The following is an 18,391-nucleotide window of genomic DNA, read 5'->3' as shown; positions in this document are numbered from 1 at the left end:
CGGCTTCCGTAGTGAGCCCGGGCGTGCTCTCGTACGTATGGTCAGGTAAAGACACCAGGCGCGAGAGGCGGCGGAGCGGCTATGGCGCACGGCATGCGATCCGACCTGACCACGAACTACGGCCCACCGTCCGGGGGACGGCGCGACGCGGCGCAGCGGTACGCGCTCGTGCCGCTGCGCATCTTCCTCGGCGTCACGTTCATCTACGCCGCCTTCGACAAGCTCACCGACAGCGCGTTCTTCAAGGCCAGCGGGGGTGGCTCGATCGGTGACCAGATGCGGGGCGTACGGGACACCTCCGCGATCCCCGCGCTCGTGGACCTCGCGCTGAAGTCGCCGTCCGGGTTCGGCTACGCGATTGCCTTCGGCGAACTGGCGGTCGGGATCGGGACGCTGCTCGGTGTCCTCGCGCGGCTCGCGGCGGTCGGCGGGGCGCTGATCTCGCTGAGCCTGTGGCTGACGGTGAGCTGGGCGACGGAGCCGTACTACCTCGGGAACGACCTGGCGTATCTGATGGCGTGGCTGCCCTTGGTGCTGGCGGGGGCGGCGGTGTGGTCGGTGGATTCGTGGTGGCGGGGCCGGAGGAGCCGGGCTACTTATTGAGCCCCGCCGGCGTTTGAGGCGCGGGGTCCGGGGCGGAGCCCCGGGAGCGCAGCGCTGTCATGCGCCGAACCATGCCGACGACCGCCGCCAGGCAGAGGCCTCCGCCCACCAGTGGGATCCCGGCGAACCAAGGGACGTCCCACGCGCCCCCCGCGTCGCCGAAGTAGACGACCGCCGTCGTCATCAGGACCAGGCCCGCGACCAGCCGGCCCGGATGGAATTCACTGCGCACGGTCCACCTCCACCTGTCCGAGCCCGACTTCCACGTGCACCTTGAGGGTGCCGGCGTCCTTCGCCCCGTCGCCCCGCGCCGGAATCGTGATGTTCCGGTCGAGGCCCGGCCGGATGTCCACGTCGCGCGACACGTCCTCGGGGAGCCGGATGGCCCCGACCCCGACCTCGAGGTGCAGTTCCGCGTCCGCGTCCGGCGGCAGCACGATCGTCGCCCGACCCGCGCCGACCTCGACATGCGTGGTCGCGGTCGCGTGCTCGGCGAGGTCCACACCGGACAGGTCGAGCGTGCCGTCGCCCGAGCCCAGTTCGTAGCTCTGGCGCAGGTCCGCGGCGCTCGCCGGGTTCCAGTTCCGCTCCGCCCACTGCGTGCTGACGTTCGCGGGCAGCGCGGCGGACGCCGTGAGCAGGCCCGCCGTGATCAGCGCGAGGAGGATCGAGCCGACCCCGGTGCGGCCGCGGAAGGCGCTCACCGCGATGCCCAGGCCGAACACGGCGAGCGCACAGGCGAGGCCGGTCTGCAGGCTGGCGCTGAACGTGCGCTCGTCCCAGGTCACGCCGGTGCCGATGCCGCCCGCGAGCAGCGCCCCGAGGAACGTGAGCGCGCCGATGCCGCGTGGCCCGGCCGGCTGCGGTGGCGCGGCCGGTCCGGCGGCGACCGGCCCGCGCCAGGAGCCGCGCCGGGCCGCCGGGCTTTCATCGGCGCCGGGCGGACCCCACAGGTAGCCGGTGGCGCCGTCGTGCGTACCGTCCTTCACGATCGGATCGCGCCACCACGAAGGCCCGCGCGCGACCGGCGGCGCCTGCGCCTCCGGCGGCGCGTCCGCGACGGCCTGGGCCGCCACCGGGTCGGGGGCTGCGGTGCGCCGCGCCTGTGACCAGTAGCCGGCGCCGGCCAACAGCAGGGCGAGTACGACGGCGAAGGTCAGCGCGCCCCCGTTGTTCAGCATGGAGAGGAACACGCCGCAGCCGACGAGCGCGGTGACGATCGCGGCGAGCCCAGGCCCGTCCACCCGCCCCGTGAGGAGCTTGCGGAACTCGTTCTCCTCCTCGTCGTCGTACGGCGCGAACAGCCACGCGAAGCCGTAGAAGATCAGCCCGACGCCGCCGGTCACCGAGAGCACCGAAAGGCCGATGCGGAAGATCACCGGGTCCATGTCGCACTGCCGGCCGAGCCCCGCGCACACCCCGCCCAGCGTCTTGTACCGCCGGTCCCTGCGGAAGCCGCGCAGCGGCCTGGCCGGGGGCGGGTCTGGGGCCACGGTGTCCGTGTCCTGAGGGGGCTGCTCCGTCATACGTACATCGTGACGGCCGAGGCCCGTCAGCGGCAGCAGGGACAACCCTGGCCGAACCCTGAGATCGTCCCTGAGCCCCCGGCGCCGCCCGCGGCCACGACCCCCGGGCGCGAAGATCAGGGAAGTATCCGGGGTCGACCCTGATGCCCGGCCCCCTACCGCATGTGACGATCGGTGGCATGCCGGAAGCAGCGACCGCCCCCCTCGCCGAGGACCGAGACCCGCGGCCGCCGCGCAAGCTCTACCGCAGCAGCGACGGACGCTGGCTGGGCGGAGTGGCGCGGGGTCTCGCGGGGCATCTCGGGCTGCCGGTGATCTGGGTGCGCCTGGTCTTCGTCGGCCTGTTCATGGCGGACGGGCTGGGGGCGCTGCTGTACGCGGCGTTCTGGTTCTTCGTGCCGCTCGGCGTGGGCGGCGTCGGCGCGGACCGCCCGCCCGTGCTCAGCACGGAGACGTCCCCCGACGGCCGCCGCCGGCTGGTGACGCGCAAGCCGGACAAGGGCCAGATCCTCGCCCTGCTCCTGATGGTCATCGTGGCGATGATCTTCGTGGAGAACGTGAACCTGACCGGCAACACCAAGGCGTACCTGATCCCCACCGTGCTCGTCGCCGCGGGCGTCGCCCTCGTCTGGCGGCAGGCGGACAACGCGCGCAGGGCCCGCTGGATGGAGGTCGGCCGCCGCAAGCGCACGCTGAGCCTGGCCCGCGCGGCCTCCGGCGTGCTGCTCGTCGGCGTGGGCGTCACCGGCATCTTCGTCACGCAGGGCGCCACCGAGCACATCGGCCCGATCCTCCAGGCGGCGCTGGCCGTCGTCGTGGGCATCGCGCTCCTCGCGGGCCCCTATCTGATCCGCATGACACAGGACCTCTCCGAGGAGCGCCTGATGCGCATCCGCGCGCAGGAGCGGGCGGAGGTCGCGGCCCATGTGCACGACTCGGTCCTGCACACCCTCACCCTGATCCAGCGCAACGCGGACAGTCCGGCCGAGGTGCGCCGCCTCGCCCGAGCCCAGGAGCGCGACCTGCGGGCGTGGCTCTACAAACCGGCCGCCGCGGAGAACCCGCAGGAGCCGGAGACCGTGGCGGAGGCGGTGAAGCGCAACGCGGCGGAGGTCGAGGACAAGCACGGGGTCCCGCTGGAGGTCGTGGTGGTGGGCGACACCCTGCTCGACGAGCAGTTGTCGGCACAGATGCAGGCCGCGAGGGAAGCGATGGTGAACGCCGCCAAGTACGGTGGCGTGGGCGGCGCGGTCCAGGTGTACGCGGAGGTCGAGGGCGACGTCGACGGGGAAGAGGTTTTCGTCTCCGTACGCGACCGGGGCCCCGGCTTCGACCTCGACTCCATCCCGCCCGACCGCATGGGCGTAAGAGAATCCATCATCGGCCGGATGGAACGCAACGGCGGGACGGCCCGGCTGCGGGCGGTGCCGGACGGCGGCACCGAGGTCGAACTGACCATGAAGAGGGCGGAAGGGACGTCATGACCGACGAGGCAGCTCAGACACGACGGGTACGAGTGGTCCTGGTCGACGACCACCGGATGTTCCGCACCGGCGTCCAGGCGGAGATCGGCCGCACCGAGGAGACCGGCGTCGAGGTGGTCGGCGAGGCCGCCGACGTCGACCAGGCGGTCACGGTGATCACGGCGACAAGGCCCGAGGTGGTGCTCCTCGACGTGCACCTCCCCGGCGGCGGAGGCGTCGAAGTCCTGCGCCGCAGCGCCCAGATGATGGCGGACGCGGAGAACCCGGTGCGCTTCCTGGCGCTGTCGGTCTCGGACGCGGCGGAGGACGTGATCGGCGTGATCCGGGGCGGCGCCCGCGGCTACGTCACGAAGACGATCACCGGCACGGACCTCGTGAACTCCATCTTCCGCGTCCAGGAGGGCGACGCGGTGTTCTCGCCCCGCCTCGCCGGTTTCGTCCTCGACGCCTTCGCCTCGACGGACGCGCCGCCGGTGGACGAGGACCTCGACCGCCTCACCCAGCGCGAGCGCGAGGTCCTTCGCCTCATCGCGCGCGGTTACGCGTACAAGGAGATCGCCAAGCAGCTCTTCATCTCCGTCAAGACGGTCGAGTCGCACGTCTCGGCGGTGCTGCGCAAGCTCCAGCTCTCGAACCGGCACGAGCTGACGCGGTGGGCGACGGCGCGACGGCTGGTGTGACCGGCCGGATTTAACCGGTGGAGCCCGGCGCCGCGCCTGTGGCTCCATGGACTCCATGATGTCCACCGACCGCCTCCTCGCCTTCGCGGCGATATCCCTCCTCCTCATCGTCATCCCGGGGCCGAGCGTCCTCTTTGTCGTCGGCCGCGCCCTCGCGCAGGGCCGCCGCGCCGCCCTGATGACGGTCCTCGGGAACACCATCGGGGCGTATGTCCTCGTGATCGCCGTCGCCCTCGGGGTCGGCTCGCTCGTCGAGCGCTCGGTGGCGATCTTCATGACGCTGAAGCTGGTGGGCGCGGCCTACCTGATCTACCTGGGCATCAAGGCGATTCGCCAACGGCGTTCGCTGCGCGCGGTGTTCGAGGAGGAGCGGGGCGAGGCGGGCCGCGGCAGCACCCTGCGCACCCTCTGGGAGGGCTTCGCGGTGGGCGTCGCCAACCCCAAGACGATCGTCTTCTTCGCGGCGGTACTGCCCCAGTTCGTCGACCGGGAGGCGGGGCACACGGTGCTCCAAATGCTGCTCCTGGGCCTGGTGTTCAACGTGATCGCGATCGCCTCCGACAGCCTCTGGGGCCTCGCCGCCTCCACGGCCCGCACCTGGTTCGCCCGCTCCCCACGCCGCCTCGCGGCAGTCGGCGGCACGGGCGGCCTCGCGATGGTGGGCCTCGGCGTGACGGTGGCGGTCACGGGGCGGGCGGACTGACCCCGGCCCCGTCCGCACGCCGCCCCGGCACCAGTGGCGTCAACTGCTCGATGTCGTAACGGAGTCGGAGCGCGGCCACGGCATCGGGTGCGGGCGGCCCGGCGGCGATCAGCTCACCCATCTCCCGGAGATACGTCTCGTGCCCGGACGGGGCGACGAGGAACAGCAGCCGGGCCGGTCCCGGGCCCGGATTGCCGAAGGCGTGCGGGCAGCCGGCGGGCACGTACATGGCGCTGCCCGGCCCGCCCCGCGCCACCTTGGCGCCGGTCCGTGACTCCCAGGTCTGCCAGTCCCCGCCGGTCCGCAACCGCGGCTCGAAGGCCAGCAGGTCCAGCTCGCCGCCGAGCACGTAGAAGATCTCCTCGGCCTCGTGGTGGAGATGTGCCCCCACGTCGAACCCGACCGGAATCTCGGCCTCGAACATCGACCATCGTGGCGTGTGTTCCGCGCCGACCTTGAGCGTCATTCCGGCGGCCTCGATCCTGCGACCGGCACCGGGGGAGAGCAGAAATCCGTCGGTCATACGGGCAGCGTGGCGGCGGCCGGGCGCGGTTGGCAACGCCGCCGGGAGCGTAGACGGTGACCGGTGCGGCGTCACGCCACGCGCGTCGCCCCCGCGAACGGCATCTCGTCGATCGGGGCCACCCGTACCGGGGCGCTCGGGTTCGGGGCGTGGATCATCTTGCCGCCTCCGATGTAGAGGCCCACGTGGCTGATCGAGGAGTAGAAGAAGACCAGGTCGCCCGGCTGGAGCTGGGACTTCGGGATGCGGGGGCCCGCGTCGATCTGGCTGTACGTCGTGCGGGGGAGTGAGACTCCGGCCGCCTTGTACGCGGCCTGCGTCAGGCCCGAGCAGTCGAAGGCGTCGGGGCCCGTGGCGCCCCATACGTAGGGGCTGCCCAGTGCGCCGTACGCGAAGGAGATCGCGGCCTTGGCGCGGGAGTTGGGGGCCTGGGAGAGGTCGGCGCGTTCCGCCGAGCGGGAGGAGCGGTCGCTCGTCGCGGGGGCGGCGGTGCGCTCCTCGGGGGTGAGGCGGTCGAGGAGGCGCCGGGCCTCCGCGAGTTTTCGCTTCACCTTCTTCTTGTTGTCCGCCAACTCGGCTTTCTTGGCGCGGAGTTCGGAGAGCGTGCCGTCCGCGTCGTCGCGCAGCTGGTCGATCTCGCGGAGTTCGCCCTGGACGCGGGTGACCTCGGCGGCCTGCCGCGCGCCGACGCGCTCCGTGAGGGACGCCTTGTCGAGGTAGGCGTCGGGGGAGGAGGAGAGGAGCAGCTGGACCGACGGGTCCACGCCTCCCGTGCGGTACTGGGAGGCCGCGACCGAACCCAGCTTCTCGCGCTGGGAGTTGAGTGATTCGGTGCGCCGGGACGCCTCGTCCTGGAGGGCGTCCACCTTCTTCCGCGCCCCGTCCGCCTTCTCCTTCGCCCCGTTGTACTTCTGGGTGGCGACCTCCGCCTCCTGGTACAGCTTGTCGACCTTGGCCCGCACCTGCGCGGGGCCGAGCTCGGGCTCCGCGTGCGCCGCCCCGCCGTCGAGGGCGGTGACGGTGGCCGCGGAAGCGAGGGCGAGCGTGGCCGCGGTGCGGGCCGTGCCCCCACCGCGGAGCGAACGCGGTCGGGGCTTTCGATGCGCTGCCGGCACAAGGTCCTCCTCTGGGCGCCGTACGAACCGCACGGCCCCCGGTCGCGCGTCCGGCGGCGGCCCGCACAGGGGAGCGGGCCGCCGCCGGACCTTTCTCGGCGGGGTGTCCGACTGCCGCCCCTGGCCCGGGCGGCGGTGGGGAGCCGGTCACCTGAGGAAGGACGCTAAACCTCTGCGTAACGGGTTGGTGCCGGATTGTTCGCAACTGGTCCGTTTGTTACGGATGGTGGCGGAGAGTGATAACAGAGTGGCAAAGGGGTGCCCGTAGTGGGCCATGGGCGTCCGGTTAGGCTCCGAACCATGGACGTACTCATCCACCTCTTCGTCGGCCTGCACATCATCGGCATCGCCTCGCTGCTCGGCGGCTTCCTCACGCAGATGTCGGCGATGAAGGAGGGCGCGGCCCGCTTCAACAAGGCGATGCTGCACGGCGCCCTGACCATGCTGGTGACCGGCGTCGCCCTGGTCGGCCTCAACCAGGCCGACGGCAGCACCGTGAACAACATCAAGATCGGCGTGAAGCTCGCGCTCCTGATCGTGATCCTCGGCATCGTCTACGTGAAGCGGGACGAGGAGAAGGCGGAGAAGGGCCTCTTCATCACGGTCGGCGCGCTCACCGTCGTCAACATCTTCATCGCGGTGCTCTGGACCTGAGCGACCGCGTACCAGGACGCACAGAAGGGCCCGGCAGGTCGCACCTGCCGGGCCCTTCTGCGTGGGGTCAGGCCGGCCGCACCACGCTGTGGATCGACGACGTGCCGTCGTAGTAGATCGACTCCTCGCGCACGACCGCGCCCGGCTTCGGCGCGTGGACCATCATCCCGTCGCCCATGTAGAGGCCCACGTGGCTGATGTCGTCGTAGAAGAACACCAGGTCACCGGGTTGGATGTCGGAGAGCGGCACCGTCTTGCCGATCTCGACCTGGTCCCAGGTCGTCCGGGGCAGCGAGATCCCCGCGGACTTCCACGCCGCCTGGGTGAGGCCCGAGCAGTCGTACGAGTCCGGGCCCGTGGCGCCCCACACGTACGGCTTGCCCTCCTGGGACTTGGCGAACGCGAGCGCCTGCGCGGCCTTCGTGGCGTACGAGGCGTCGGACGAAGAAGAACCGGAGCCCGAGGATCCCGAGCCCGAGGAGCCGGACGACTCCTGTTCCTTCTGCGCTGCCTCCTCGGCCGCCTTCCGCTTCGCCTCCGCGGCCTTCTGCTGGGCGGCCAGCTCGGCGGCCTTCTTGCGGGCCGCCTCCTCCTTGGCCTTCTGGATCGCGGCGAGCCGCGCCTTCTCCTTGGCGGTCAGCTCGGCCAGCAGCTTGCGCGCGTCGGAGAGCTTCGTCTGGACGGTCTCCTTCGTCGACCTCAGCTCGGTCTGCGACTCCGTGAGGTCCTCCAGGCTCGACTGCGCCTCGGTGCGCTTCTTCGCGGTCTCGCGCGCCTGCGCCTGATAGTCGTCGACCGACTTCTTCTGCTCGTCGGTGAGCCGGCTCATCAGCTGGCGCTGCGAGAAGTAGTCCTCCGGGTCGTCCGCGAGGAACATGGTTGCGGTGTCGCTGACCCCGCCCGAGCGGTACTGCTCGGCGGCGTACCTGCCGAGCTTCTGGCGGGCCGTGTTCATCTCGTCGGTGTGCTGGGCGACATCGTCGAGGAGCTTGTCGACCTGCTGCTTCTTGGAGTCGGTCCGCTCCTTCGCCCCGTTGTACTTCTGGGTGGCGACCTCGGCCTGCCGGTACAGGGTGTCGACCTTCTGCTGGACCTCTTCGAGGCGCGGCTTGGACGAGGGCTGCGCGGGCGCGGCCTGTGCCGTCTGCGAGAGCAGGGCCACGGAGGTGAGGGCGGCGGTGGTGATGCCGACCGCGGGGGTCGTGCGAAGGCCGCCGGTGATCCGGGAACGGCTGCGGGGCTTGCGGTGCGACGCCAAGGCAGGCGACTCCTTCCGTCGTCCGCCTACCGGGTTAGCTGTCGGGTTCGGGCGTGGTACACGGAAGGCTGCCCTACGGTCGGCTGCCCTGTCCTGCCGGGCCGTCGGCCGATTCACCCCAAGGTCGGTTGGGTCCCCGGTTCCCTGCCTCACGGCGTACGGAACTCGGCGGGGGCTGCCCGCTCGCCGCGACATTCGCGGGCGGGGGGACGGGCTGCCCGGCTGCACCGTAGCCAACTCGTGTGGCTGCTGTGAAGGTTGATGTTCGATATGCCCGATACATTTTCGTGATCTGCCCCTCTGCGGGCCCGCGGGGCCCGGTGGAGTTCCCCGGAGTTTTGAAGGCAGCCACGGGTTGTCAGTGGGGCGGCCTAGACTCGTAGAGCGATGAGCAGCCTCTTTGACGACAGCTTCCTGACCGGCCTCCAGAAGGGTGCGGAGGAACCCCCGCCGCCGCCCCCGGACCCCGAGTACGACGACGGGGCCCCGGAGCCGATGCCGGACGACTTGTTCGGCGGGCAGCTCGGCGCGCCCGAGGACAGGGACACGCACTACCGGGACGGCGCCCCGCGCCCCGTCCTGAGCGCGGCCTCCCTCCTGGAGGGGTTGAACGAGAACCAGCAGGCGGCCGTCACACACGGCGGGACCCCGCTGCTCATCGTCGCGGGCGCCGGATCCGGCAAGACCCGCGTCCTCACGCACCGCATCGCGTACCTGCTCGCCGAGCGCGGAGTGCACCCCGGCCAGATCCTCGCGATCACGTTCACGAACAAGGCCGCGGGCGAGATGAAGGAGCGCGTCGAGGACCTGGTGGGCCCGCGCGCCAACGCCATGTGGGTCTCGACCTTCCACAGCGCCTGCGTCCGCATACTGCGCCGGGAGAGCAAGAAGCTGGGCTTCACGTCCTCCTTCTCGATCTACGACGCCGCCGACAGCAAGCGGCTCATGGCGCTCGTCTGCCGCGACCTGGACCTGGACCCGAAGAAGTTCCCGCCGAAGTCCTTCAGCGCCAAGATCAGCAATCTCAAGAACGAGCTGATCGACGAGGAGGACTTCGCGGCGACCGCGGCCGACGGCTTCGAGAAGACCCTCGCCCAGGCCTACGCGATGTACCAGGCGCGCCTGCGCGAGGCCAACGCGCTGGACTTCGACGACCTGATCATGACGACGGTGAACATGCTGCGCGCGTTCCCGGACGTCGCGGAGCACTACCGCCGCCGCTTCCGCCACGTCCTCGTCGACGAGTACCAGGACACGAACCACGCGCAGTACGCGCTGGTGCGCGAGCTGGTCGGCCCCACCGAGGGCGAGGACGCGGACCCGGCCGAGCTGTGCGTCGTGGGTGACGCGGACCAGTCGATCTACGCGTTCCGTGGCGCCACGATCCGTAACATCCTCGACTTCGAGGACGACTACCCCAACGCGAAGACGATCCTGCTGGAGCAGAACTACCGCTCCACGCAGACGATCCTCAGCGCGGCGAACGCGGTGATCGAGCGCAACGAGTCGCGCCGCCCCAAGAACCTGTGGACCAACGAGGGGCCCGGCGCCCAGATCACCGGTTACGTCGCGGACACCGAGCACGACGAGGCCCAGTTCATCGCCGACGAGATCGACCGGCTCACGGACGCGGGCGACGCGCTGGCGGGCGACGTCGCCGTCTTCTACCGGACGAACGCGCAGTCCCGTGTCTTCGAAGAGATCTTCATCCGCACCGGCCTGCCCTACAAGGTCGTCGGCGGCGTCCGCTTCTACGAGCGCAAGGAGGTCAGGGACGTCCTGGCCTATCTGCGCGTGCTCTCCAACCCCGAGGACTCGGTGCCGCTGCGCCGCATCCTCAACGTGCCGAAGCGCGGCATCGGCGACCGCGCCGAGGCGATGATCGACGCGCTCTCCCAGCGCGAGAAGATCTCCTTCCCGCAGGCGCTGCGCCGCGTCGACGAGGCGTACGGGATGGCGGCCCGCTCGGCGAACGCCGTGAAGCGGTTCAACACGCTGATGGAGGACCTCCGCACGATCGTGGAGTCGGGCGCGGGCCCGGCCACGGTCCTGGAGGCCATCCTCGAACGGACGGGGTATCTCGCCGAGTTGCAGGCCTCCACCGACCCGCAGGACGAGACCCGCATCGAGAACCTTCAGGAACTCGCCGCCGTGGCCCTGGAGTTCGAGCAGGAAGCAGGCGAAGAGGGCGAGTCCGAGACGGGCGGCGGGGGACTCTCCGACTTCCTGGAGCGCGTCGCGCTCGTCGCCGACTCCGACCAGATCCCCGACGAGGACGACGACGGCAGCGGCGTCATCACGCTGATGACCCTGCACACCGCCAAGGGCCTCGAATTCCCGGTCGTCTTCCTGACCGGCCTCGAGGACGGCGTCTTCCCGCACATGCGCTCCCTCGGCCAGGCCAAGGAGCTGGAGGAGGAGCGGCGGCTCGCATACGTGGGCATCACGCGCGCGCGACAGCGCCTCTACCTGACGCGCGCCTCCATGCGCAGCGCCTGGGGCCAGCCCTCGTACAACCCGCCCTCCCGGTTCCTGGAGGAGATCCCGGCGGCGCACCTGGACTGGAAGCGCACGGGACCGTCCACGCCCGCGGCCTCGACCAAGAGCATCGGTGGCGGCATCGCGGCATCTTTGTCGTCCTCGCGCTCCCGCACGGGTTCGACGCCGGCCTTCGCCACGCGCCGCGCGGGCGACAAGCCGGTGGTGGCCCTCTCCGTCGGCGACCGCGTCACGCACGACCAGTTCGGGCTCGGCACGGTGGTGGGCGTGTCGGGCACGGGCGACAAGGCGGAGGCGTCGATCGACTTCGGCGACCCGAAGCCGAAGCGCCTGCTGCTGCGGTACGCGCCGGTCGAGAAGCTGTAGTCGCGCTGCGGCCGCTCTCTACGGGGGGCGGCTCAGTTCGGGTTGAGGCCGTGGCTGCGCAGCCACGGCAGCGGGTCGATCGCCGAGCTGCCGCCGGGCCGCACCTCGAAGTGCAGGTGCGGGCCGGTCGAGTTGCCCGAGTTCCCGGACCGCGCGATCACGTCACCGGCCTTCACCGGACCGTTCATCACGGTGTGCGAGGACAGGTGGCAGTACCAGGTCTCCGTGCCGTCCTTGGCGGTGACGATGGCCATGTTCCCGTACGCGCTGTTCCACTGCGTCTTCACGGTGCCGTCCGTCGCGGCCATCACCGGGGTCCCGTACGAGACGGGGAAGTCGATGCCGGAGTGCTGGGACATCCAGTTGACGCCGGCCTGCCCGAAGAAGGCGCTCAGCCCGTGCTGCTTCACCGGCAGCACGAACTTGGGCCGCGCCGCCTCCTTGCGTGCGGCCTCCTCGGCGGCCTCCTTGCGGGCCGCCTCCTGCTTCGCCTTGAGGTCGATCCGCTCCTGCGTGCGGCTCGCCCGGTCGGCGAAGTCGCCCGCGTCGGCGGAGAGATCCTTGAGCTGCGAGTCCAGCTTGTTGTTGGCGACGGCCGGCTTCACGGCCTGCGCGTCCGAAGCGGCCGCGGCCTGCGTCTCCTTGCCGTCGTCCTCGCTGCCGCCGACGCTCGCCGCGGCGATCCCGGCGACGCCGACCACACAGACCGACGGCACGACGACGGTGATGAGCGCGGACCGCTTGGCCGGCGGACGACGGCGCCCGGCGCGGCCACGGGAGACGTTCTTCCCGGCCCGGCGTGTCGTGGGCTGCGGGGTCACTGGCGTGGGCTCGTGCTCGTGTCCGTGCTCCGGCGATGCGTCGAGGTCGAGGACGGGTCCGTGCGCCTCGTCCGCCTCGGGGGCCGGCTCCGCGACCGGCTCGGGCTCCGAGACCCCGACGGCCTCGGTGGCGTTCCACTGCGTGGCGTCGTACGCGCCCGTGTCGTAGGCGGCCGTACCGAAGACCGGGGCCTGGAAGGTCTGAGTGAAGCCCTGCGTGTCGTTCGGGTCGAGCGTGCTGAAGGTCTGCGTCTCAAAGCCCTGCGTCTCGAAGTGCTGGGCCTCGAAGTGCTGCGCCTCGAACCCCTGGAACTCAACGCTCTGCGTCTCGAAACTCTGGGTCTCGAAACTCTGGGTCTCGAAGCTCTGCGTGTCGGGGTGTTGAGCCGCGTACATCTGCGTCTCGTACGCCGAGGTGTCCCACTGACCCGTGGTGTGCTGCTCGGCCATGGACCGGGGCTGCTGCGCCGGGATGTCGGCGACCTGCTCGTAACCGCCGGTCGCCCAGGCGCCGGTCGTGTCGTAGGAACCGGTACCGAAGGAACCGGCGTCGTACGTGCCGGTGTCGTAGTACGCGGAGGCGTAGGGGTCGGCGTACTGCTGCTGGGGGGCCGTGTGCCACTGGCCGGTCGCGTGGGAACCCGGTTCGTAGGGGTCCTCTGCCATGTCGCCGAAGAGTGGATCGCTTGCGAAGCTGGTCGCGGAGTAACCGTCGTACGCCGCGTAAGGCGCGGTCCCCGACGGATTGCGGTCGTTCACCAACTTCTCTTTCGCCTCGACAACAGGGGCTGCCAGAGCAGTGCGGTGACTGTACCCGTCGGTACGAGGGCACGACAATCTTCGTCGGGTTTCCGGGCCCGGGGAAACGGGCAATCAGCCGCCTTTGGGTGGACTGTGGACAGTTCCTTGGCCCTGAGTTCGAGACCCGTTCGACGAAAGCCATGGCATGTCGCGGGTTTTACGGGTGCGGGTGAGCGCGGAGCGGGCGGTCAGGCCACCGTCAGACCGCCGCCCGCCTTGTCCGCGGCGCGCGCTCCTTCCGCGGGCTCCGCGTCGAGGGCCTGACGGATGCCGATCGCGACGGCCGGGTGCACCGGCAGCGCGAGATGGCCGATGCCCGTGACCCGCACGTTCTGCGCGAGCAGGTCCGCGTGGTCCACGCACGCGGTCTCGAGGGGCAGCATCAACTGGTCGAGGTCGCTCCAGAAGCTCACGAAGCGCGTACGACAGCCGGGCGCGGGCCGCTTCAACTCCTCGACGACGGACGAGCCGGGCCGCATCTGCCGGACGATCGGGTGCGCGTCCGCGAGCGGCGCCACCCGCGTGCCGCCGTGCGGGGTGCCGAGGGTGACGAGCGTGCGCACCCGCGTGTCGCCGCCGAGGCACTGCACGTAGTAACGGGCTATCAGGCCGCCCAGGCTGTGCCCCACGATGTCGACCTTGTCCCGGCCCGAGCGCTCGCACACCTCTTCCACGTGCCGGGCGAGCAGCGCGGCCGCGGTCCGGATGTCGCAGGTGAGCGGGGAGTAGTTGAGCGATTCGACGTGCTGCCTGCCGTGCTGCGCGAGGGAACGGCGCAGCAGGACGAAGACCGAGCGGTTGTCGATGAAGCCGTGCAGGAGGAGGACCGGGGGCTTGTCGGGAGCGGGCAGACGCGGCGCGTCCGCTTCCGTCGGGGCGCCCTCCTCCGCCGGTTCTACAGGAGTGCTCCCCTCCGCCGTGACGGTCTCCATGTCCACCGGCACGTACGCCGAGGGGTGGCGGGGCAGCGCCAGGGGCTGCTGCCTTCGTTCCGGGAGGATGCCCGAGGGATAGAGGAGGAGATGGCCCGCGAGGATCGCCAGCTCAAGGGCGGTCGCCTTCAGGAGCGCGATCGAGAGACCGGCCAGTCTCGTGGGCAGCAAGTGGCAGAGGGGGCGAAAGGGCAACGTCCTCATGACCTTCATCGGTCAACCTCCCGTCGGCACACGGGAGGACGCCTCTGTCCCCGTGTGCGCTCATGGGAGCCGGCCGAAGCGGTCCTGCGGCGCCGCCCGTGCCCGATGCGCCGACTCATCGGTCCGGACGGCAGCCGGAAGCACCGTGCCACCGTGCCGTGCGGCTGTCGGCGCGGTGGCGCGGCGACCTCGAAGCGGCTCCCTCGCGCCTGTCCCGGATCTGGCGGTGAGTCCCGCCTGGCAGTCGCGGCGCGCAGCGAATGTGTCCCACCGTGTGATTTCCCCCTCGGTCCGCACCGTGAAACGGCGGCTTGCGGGATGCTGTCGATAACGTTCGTTCACTTCGGGCATCAGTCTTTTGAACAGTCGCTTCAACTTTTGCTTGAGCAGTCGTTTCAGGGAGGCAGTGATGGGTGTGGCAGCCGGGCCGATCCGCGTGGTCGTCGCGAAGCCGGGACTCGACGGCCACGATCGTGGGGCCAAAGTGATCGCGCGGGCGCTGCGCGACGCCGGAATGGAGGTCATTTACACGGGCCTGCACCAGACGCCCGAGCAGGTCGTGGACACCGCCATTCAGGAGGACGCCGACGCGATCGGTCTTTCCATCCTCTCCGGCGCGCACAACACGCTCTTCGCCCGCGTCATCGAGCTCCTCGCCGAGCGCGACGCCGCGGACATCAAGGTCTTCGGCGGCGGCATCATCCCCGAGGGGGACATCGCGCCCCTGAAGGAGAAGGGCGTCGCCGAAATCTTCACCCCGGGCGCCACGACGGCCTCCATCGTCGACTGGGTCCACGCCAACGTCCGCCAGCCGGCGGCGTCCGGCGGCTGACCAATCAAGCCCCTGCGGCGATTGAGCAGCGGGGCCCAAATCAAGCCCCTGCGGCGATTGAGCAGCGGGGTCCGGGGCGGAGCCCCGTGACCTCGCCGCCGGTGCGGCGTAACAGGGGCCCGGGGCCGGATCACGGGAACCCGGTGCCGCGCACCAGGGACGCGGGGCCGGGCCCCGGGGCCGGATCACGGCGGAGCCAGTTCGTCCCGCATCGCCCGGCGCAGCCGCAACGTGCCGGCGAGGCGTTGGAACGCCTCCGTCCAGTACCCCCCGGCCCCGGGCGCCGACCCCTCCGGTTCCTCCACCGCCGCCGTGAGGCCGTCGAGCCGCACCACCTCCTCGGGGTCGAGGCAGCGCTCCGCGAGCCCCATCACCCCGCTGAAGCTCCACGGGTAACTCCCCGCGTCCCGCGCGATGTTCAACGCGTCGACCACGGACCGCCCGAGCGGCCGCGCCCACGGCGTGCCGCACACCCCCAGCAACTGGAACGCCTCGGACAACCCGTGCGCCGCGATGAACTCCGCCACCCAGTCCGCCCGTTCCGCCCCCGGCAGCGCCGCGAGCAGCTTCGCCCGCTCGGCGAGCGACACCGCCCCGGGGCCCGCCGCGTCCGCCGCCGTCGGCGCCCCGAGCAGCGCCCGCGACCAGCCGATGTCCCGCTGCCGGACCGCCGCCCGGCACCACGCGGCGTGCAGCTCCCCGCGCCAGTCGTCGGCGACCGGTAGTGCCACTATCTCCTCCGGGTCCCGGCCGCCGAACCTGTCCGGCCACCGGCCGAGCGGCGCCGCCTCCACCAACTGCCCGAGCCACCAAGCCCGTTCACCCCGGCCCGCCGGTGGCTTCGCCACGACGCCGTCCCGCTCCATCCCCGCGTCGCACTCGTGCGGCGCCTCCACGACGATCGCGCCCTCCGCACGGTCGAGCGCCACGCAGGTCAGCGCCCGGTCCGCCATCCGCGCGGCGAGCGCCGAGCGGGGGAGCGCGGAGAGCAGCTCGGCCGCCGTCGCCCGCACGTTCTTGCTGCGGTCGGTCAGCGCCTGCTCGAGGAACGGCTCGTCCGCGTCCCCGAGCCCCGTGCGCAGCGAGTCGAGGAACATCAGGCGGTCCTCGGCGCGCTCCGTGCCCCATGTCCCGGCCAGGAGCGCCCGGGCCGCGGCCGGGTCGTGCGCCCGAACGGAGGCGAGCAGCGCCACCCGCTCCGCGAACAGGCCTTCCTCCCACCGCAGATGAACCTGGTCGCTCTCCTCCGGCGCGGGCAGCACGGCGCCGACGCCCGGAGTGGCGCGCAGCGCGAACTTCCAGTCCGGGTTGAGCCGGGCCAGCCAGCGGGCGCGCGGCCCCGCGAACGTGAGAGCCGGGGGCCGCAGGTCGGTCCGCCCGCGCGCCGCGTCGAGCAGCGCGGGCAGCAGCTCGGGCGGGGGCGCGTACCCGTGCGCGTTGGCCGTGGCCAGCCACTGCGGGAGCAGTTCGAGGAGGTCGGGGGCGGTGCCGCGGCGCGAACCCGTGCCGCCGGAGCGGTCGGTGAGCAGGAGCGCGAGCCGCTGCCGCGCGGCGGTCGGCAGCGGGCGGCGCGGGTCGTTCTCGGCGCGGTCCGGCGGCGCGGTCGCCGCGGCGGGACGCAGACCGGCCCGGCGGCGCACGGTGTGCACGGCGGCCTCGTCGAGGAGGGTGAGCGGCGGGCGGTCCGAACGGCGTTCGGTTCCGAGCAGGGCGGCGCTGACGAGGTCGTCCCAGGTGGCGGTGGTGGTCATCACGGGTCCTCTCCGTGGAGCGGTCTTCGTCACCGGCAATGGTGTTTCGGCGCGTTGGCGGTTCCTGGATTGGTCAGCACAGCGATATGACCTCCCCCGCCTCCTCCGCCCATGTGGCCAGCGGGCGGAAACCGGTCGGGCCGCATTCGCCGAACACCGTCACCGGCGCGCCGCCCGAGACGGCGACCAGGCGCCACAGGCCGGGGGACGCCGCCGCGTGCGCGGTGAGGGGGAGCGCCGACTTGCCTTCGCCGTCCGCCAGTTGCCAGTGGCCGTCCGGGTCCCGCGTCGGTATCACCTCCGCGAGCGTCACCGGCCAGGACTCCAGCCAGGGGTCGGCCGCGAGCGCCGTTCCGTAGGCGGCGAGGCCGGCGGTGACGTCAACTCCCTTGGGACGTATGCCGTCCGCTTCCGCCGGGGCGAACTGCTCGCCCAGCTCCGCCCGGAGGGCCCCCGCTCCTGGGTACGCCGACACCGCTGCGTCGAGCGTGCGCCCGGTCGGCAGGGCGAGCGCCGGTGCGCGGCCGGCCGCCCCGTAGGAGAGAAGCAGTATGGTGCGCGCGCTCCGCGTGCCGTGCAGCCATGCCCGGCGCGTCGTGAGGTGGCCGTCCGCCGTGTCGTACTGGGCGAGGACCAGCCAGCGGTCGCGCAGCGGCGGCTCCCTGTCCGAAGCGGGCAGGCCCACGCGCGAGCGGACCGTCGCCGCCAGGTCGGCGGGCAGGGCGTCGCGGCGCAACCAGCCCTGGTCGAGGAGGTGCAGCAGCGCGCACGCCTCGAGCAGCCGCACCGGCCAGCCGGGCCCGGACGCCGGTATCGCCCCCAACTCTCTTACGCGTGCGGCAAGTCCGGGCGCCTGCGCGTCGACCATCCGCGCGGCCGTCTCCTCCCACAGCCCGTAACCCGACTGCTCCGCCTGCGCGAGGCCGCCGCGCAGCAGGTCGGCGAGGCGCTGCTCCAGCTCCGTCGCGCCCGCCGTGATCCGCTGGGCGCGGCGCTCGGCTCTGCGCCGGGCCGCCTCCGGATCCGCCGCGGCGCCGCCCGATCCGGCCGCCGACGCCTCGGTCCGCTGGGACTCGGCCCGCCTCTGCCGCCCCGCCAGCCATGGCTCGGCCCACTCCGGCGGCGACTGGCCCGCCGGCACCTGCGCTTCGCCGCCCGCCCAGAGCAGCAAGAGCCCGAGCGCGTGCTTGCACGGGAACTTGCGGCTCGGACAACTGCACTTGTACCCCGGCCCGTTCGCGCCCGGAGCGCCTCCGCCGATGTCCACGATCGTCTGGTACGGCTTGCTGCCGCTCCCCTTGCACAGTCCCCATACCGCCCCCTCGTCCGCATTCCCCGCGCCCGCGGAACTCCCGGTCCCCGACCACGGACCCGGCCCCCCGAGCTTGCTTCCCGCCTTGCGTGACGCGGCGTCAGGCGCCAGTGCGAGCACCTGATCCGTCGTCCAGCGCACCCCCAGCTGATTCATGTCCTCGACGTTAGATCCCGCCACTGACAATCCGTCCGGCAACGGCTCCGACCTGCGGTGATGGCGCGGCCGATGTCGATTGTCAGTGGCGTGGTGCACCGTGGAACCCATCACGCGACGAGAGCGGTCGAGGGCTCGTTGTGCGGATTCGAGCTGGGCGAGTTGGAGGGG

The 18,391-nt window shown here is 71.7% G+C and carries 16 protein-coding genes and 1 riboswitch; of the genes, 7 read left to right on the top strand and 9 right to left on the bottom strand.

Going from position 1 to position 18,391, the window contains the following annotated elements:
* The first annotated feature begins 81 nt into the window (after positions 1–81).
* Positions 82–603, top strand: coding sequence for a DoxX family protein (locus ACOKM3_RS18350; protein WP_426901800.1), 522 nt, complete (start codon positions 82–84; stop codon positions 601–603).
* Here ACOKM3_RS18350 and ACOKM3_RS18345 read toward each other — a convergent pair.
* Positions 593–835 (bottom strand): hypothetical protein, encoded by a 243-nt coding sequence (locus ACOKM3_RS18345; RefSeq protein ID WP_426901798.1) that lies wholly within the window; start codon positions 833–835, stop codon positions 593–595. The genes ACOKM3_RS18350 and ACOKM3_RS18345 overlap by 11 nt on opposite strands.
* Complete coding sequence (locus ACOKM3_RS18340; protein WP_426901797.1) at positions 825–2,129, bottom strand: PspC domain-containing protein; 1,305 nt, start codon at positions 2,127–2,129, stop codon at positions 825–827. Before ACOKM3_RS18340 ends, ACOKM3_RS18345 begins: the two co-directional genes overlap by 11 nt.
* 179 nt (positions 2,130–2,308) lie before the next feature.
* On the opposite strand from ACOKM3_RS18340, the gene ACOKM3_RS18335 reads away from it, so the two are divergent.
* The 3 genes from ACOKM3_RS18335 to ACOKM3_RS18325 are packed head-to-tail and all read left to right on the top strand — an operon-like array spanning position 2,309 to position 4,996.
* A complete protein-coding gene (locus ACOKM3_RS18335) occupies positions 2,309–3,613 on the top strand; it encodes an ATP-binding protein (RefSeq protein WP_426901795.1) in 1,305 nt (434 codons plus the stop codon).
* A complete protein-coding gene (locus ACOKM3_RS18330; RefSeq protein ID WP_389270347.1) occupies positions 3,610–4,293 on the top strand; it encodes a LuxR C-terminal-related transcriptional regulator in 684 nt (227 codons plus the stop codon). The genes ACOKM3_RS18335 and ACOKM3_RS18330 overlap by 4 nt, the downstream gene beginning before the upstream one ends.
* A 55-nt stretch (positions 4,294–4,348) precedes the next feature.
* Positions 4,349–4,996 carry a LysE family translocator gene (locus ACOKM3_RS18325; RefSeq protein ID WP_426906823.1) on the top strand — a complete coding sequence of 216 codons (648 nt, stop codon included), beginning with the start codon at positions 4,349–4,351 and terminating at the stop codon, positions 4,994–4,996.
* Here ACOKM3_RS18325 and ACOKM3_RS18320 read toward each other — a convergent pair.
* Entirely contained in the window at positions 4,977–5,519 is a 543-nt protein-coding gene (locus ACOKM3_RS18320) for a cupin domain-containing protein (protein WP_426901793.1), read from the bottom strand. The two genes, ACOKM3_RS18325 and ACOKM3_RS18320, sit on opposite strands and share 20 nt — an antisense overlap.
* Positions 5,520–5,590: 71 nt before the next feature.
* Positions 5,591–6,634 carry a C40 family peptidase gene (locus tag ACOKM3_RS18315; RefSeq protein WP_426901791.1) on the bottom strand — a complete coding sequence of 348 codons (1,044 nt, stop codon included), beginning with the start codon at positions 6,632–6,634 and terminating at the stop codon, positions 5,591–5,593.
* A gap of 300 nt (positions 6,635–6,934) precedes the next feature.
* On the opposite strand from ACOKM3_RS18315, the gene ACOKM3_RS18310 reads away from it, so the two are divergent.
* Complete coding sequence (locus ACOKM3_RS18310) at positions 6,935–7,288, top strand: hypothetical protein (protein ID WP_266713222.1); 354 nt, start codon at positions 6,935–6,937, stop codon at positions 7,286–7,288.
* Positions 7,289–7,355: 67 nt separating this feature from the next.
* Here the strand turns inward: ACOKM3_RS18310 and ACOKM3_RS18305 are convergent, their stop codons facing one another.
* A complete protein-coding gene (locus ACOKM3_RS18305) occupies positions 7,356–8,546 on the bottom strand; it encodes a C40 family peptidase (protein WP_426901789.1) in 1,191 nt (396 codons plus the stop codon).
* A gap of 8 nt (positions 8,547–8,554) precedes the next feature.
* Positions 8,555–8,727, bottom strand: a riboswitch (cyclic di-AMP (ydaO/yuaA leader).
* Between the two features lie 206 nt (positions 8,728–8,933).
* On the opposite strand from ACOKM3_RS18305, the gene pcrA reads away from it, so the two are divergent.
* Entirely contained in the window at positions 8,934–11,411 is a 2,478-nt protein-coding gene (gene pcrA / locus ACOKM3_RS18300; protein WP_426901787.1) for a DNA helicase PcrA, read from the top strand.
* Between the two features lie 32 nt (positions 11,412–11,443).
* On the opposite strand, the gene ACOKM3_RS18295 is transcribed toward pcrA, so the two are convergent.
* Both ACOKM3_RS18295 and ACOKM3_RS18290 read right to left on the bottom strand, forming a co-directional pair.
* Positions 11,444–12,991 carry a M23 family metallopeptidase gene (locus ACOKM3_RS18295; protein WP_426901785.1) on the bottom strand — a complete coding sequence of 516 codons (1,548 nt, stop codon included), beginning with the start codon at positions 12,989–12,991 and terminating at the stop codon, positions 11,444–11,446.
* A gap of 230 nt (positions 12,992–13,221) precedes the next feature.
* On the bottom strand, positions 13,222–14,178 hold the full coding sequence (locus tag ACOKM3_RS18290; RefSeq protein WP_426901784.1) for a lipase family alpha/beta hydrolase: 957 nt from the start codon (positions 14,176–14,178) through the stop codon (positions 13,222–13,224).
* Between the two features lie 400 nt (positions 14,179–14,578).
* Between ACOKM3_RS18290 and ACOKM3_RS18285 the strand changes: the two genes are divergently transcribed.
* The gene (locus tag ACOKM3_RS18285) at positions 14,579–15,001 is read left to right on the top strand and encodes a cobalamin B12-binding domain-containing protein (RefSeq protein WP_426901782.1); all 423 of its coding nucleotides are present in this window, start codon (positions 14,579–14,581) and stop codon (positions 14,999–15,001) included.
* Between the two features lie 185 nt (positions 15,002–15,186).
* Here the strand turns inward: ACOKM3_RS18285 and ACOKM3_RS18280 are convergent, their stop codons facing one another.
* Entirely contained in the window at positions 15,187–16,752 is a 1,566-nt protein-coding gene (locus ACOKM3_RS18280) for a DUF5691 domain-containing protein (RefSeq protein WP_426901780.1), read from the bottom strand.
* A 73-nt stretch (positions 16,753–16,825) separates the two neighbouring features.
* Positions 16,826–18,220, bottom strand: coding sequence for an SWIM zinc finger family protein (locus ACOKM3_RS18275; protein WP_426901778.1), 1,395 nt, complete (start codon positions 18,218–18,220; stop codon positions 16,826–16,828).
* Positions 18,221–18,391 lie beyond the last annotated feature (171 nt).

This window comes from Streptomyces nidicola, from assembly GCF_050106155.1.
Classification (GTDB): Bacteria; Actinomycetota; Actinomycetes; order Streptomycetales; family Streptomycetaceae; genus Streptomyces.
Note: the sequence above shows the minus strand (reverse complement) of the source record. Positions and strands in the feature narration are given on the sequence as shown.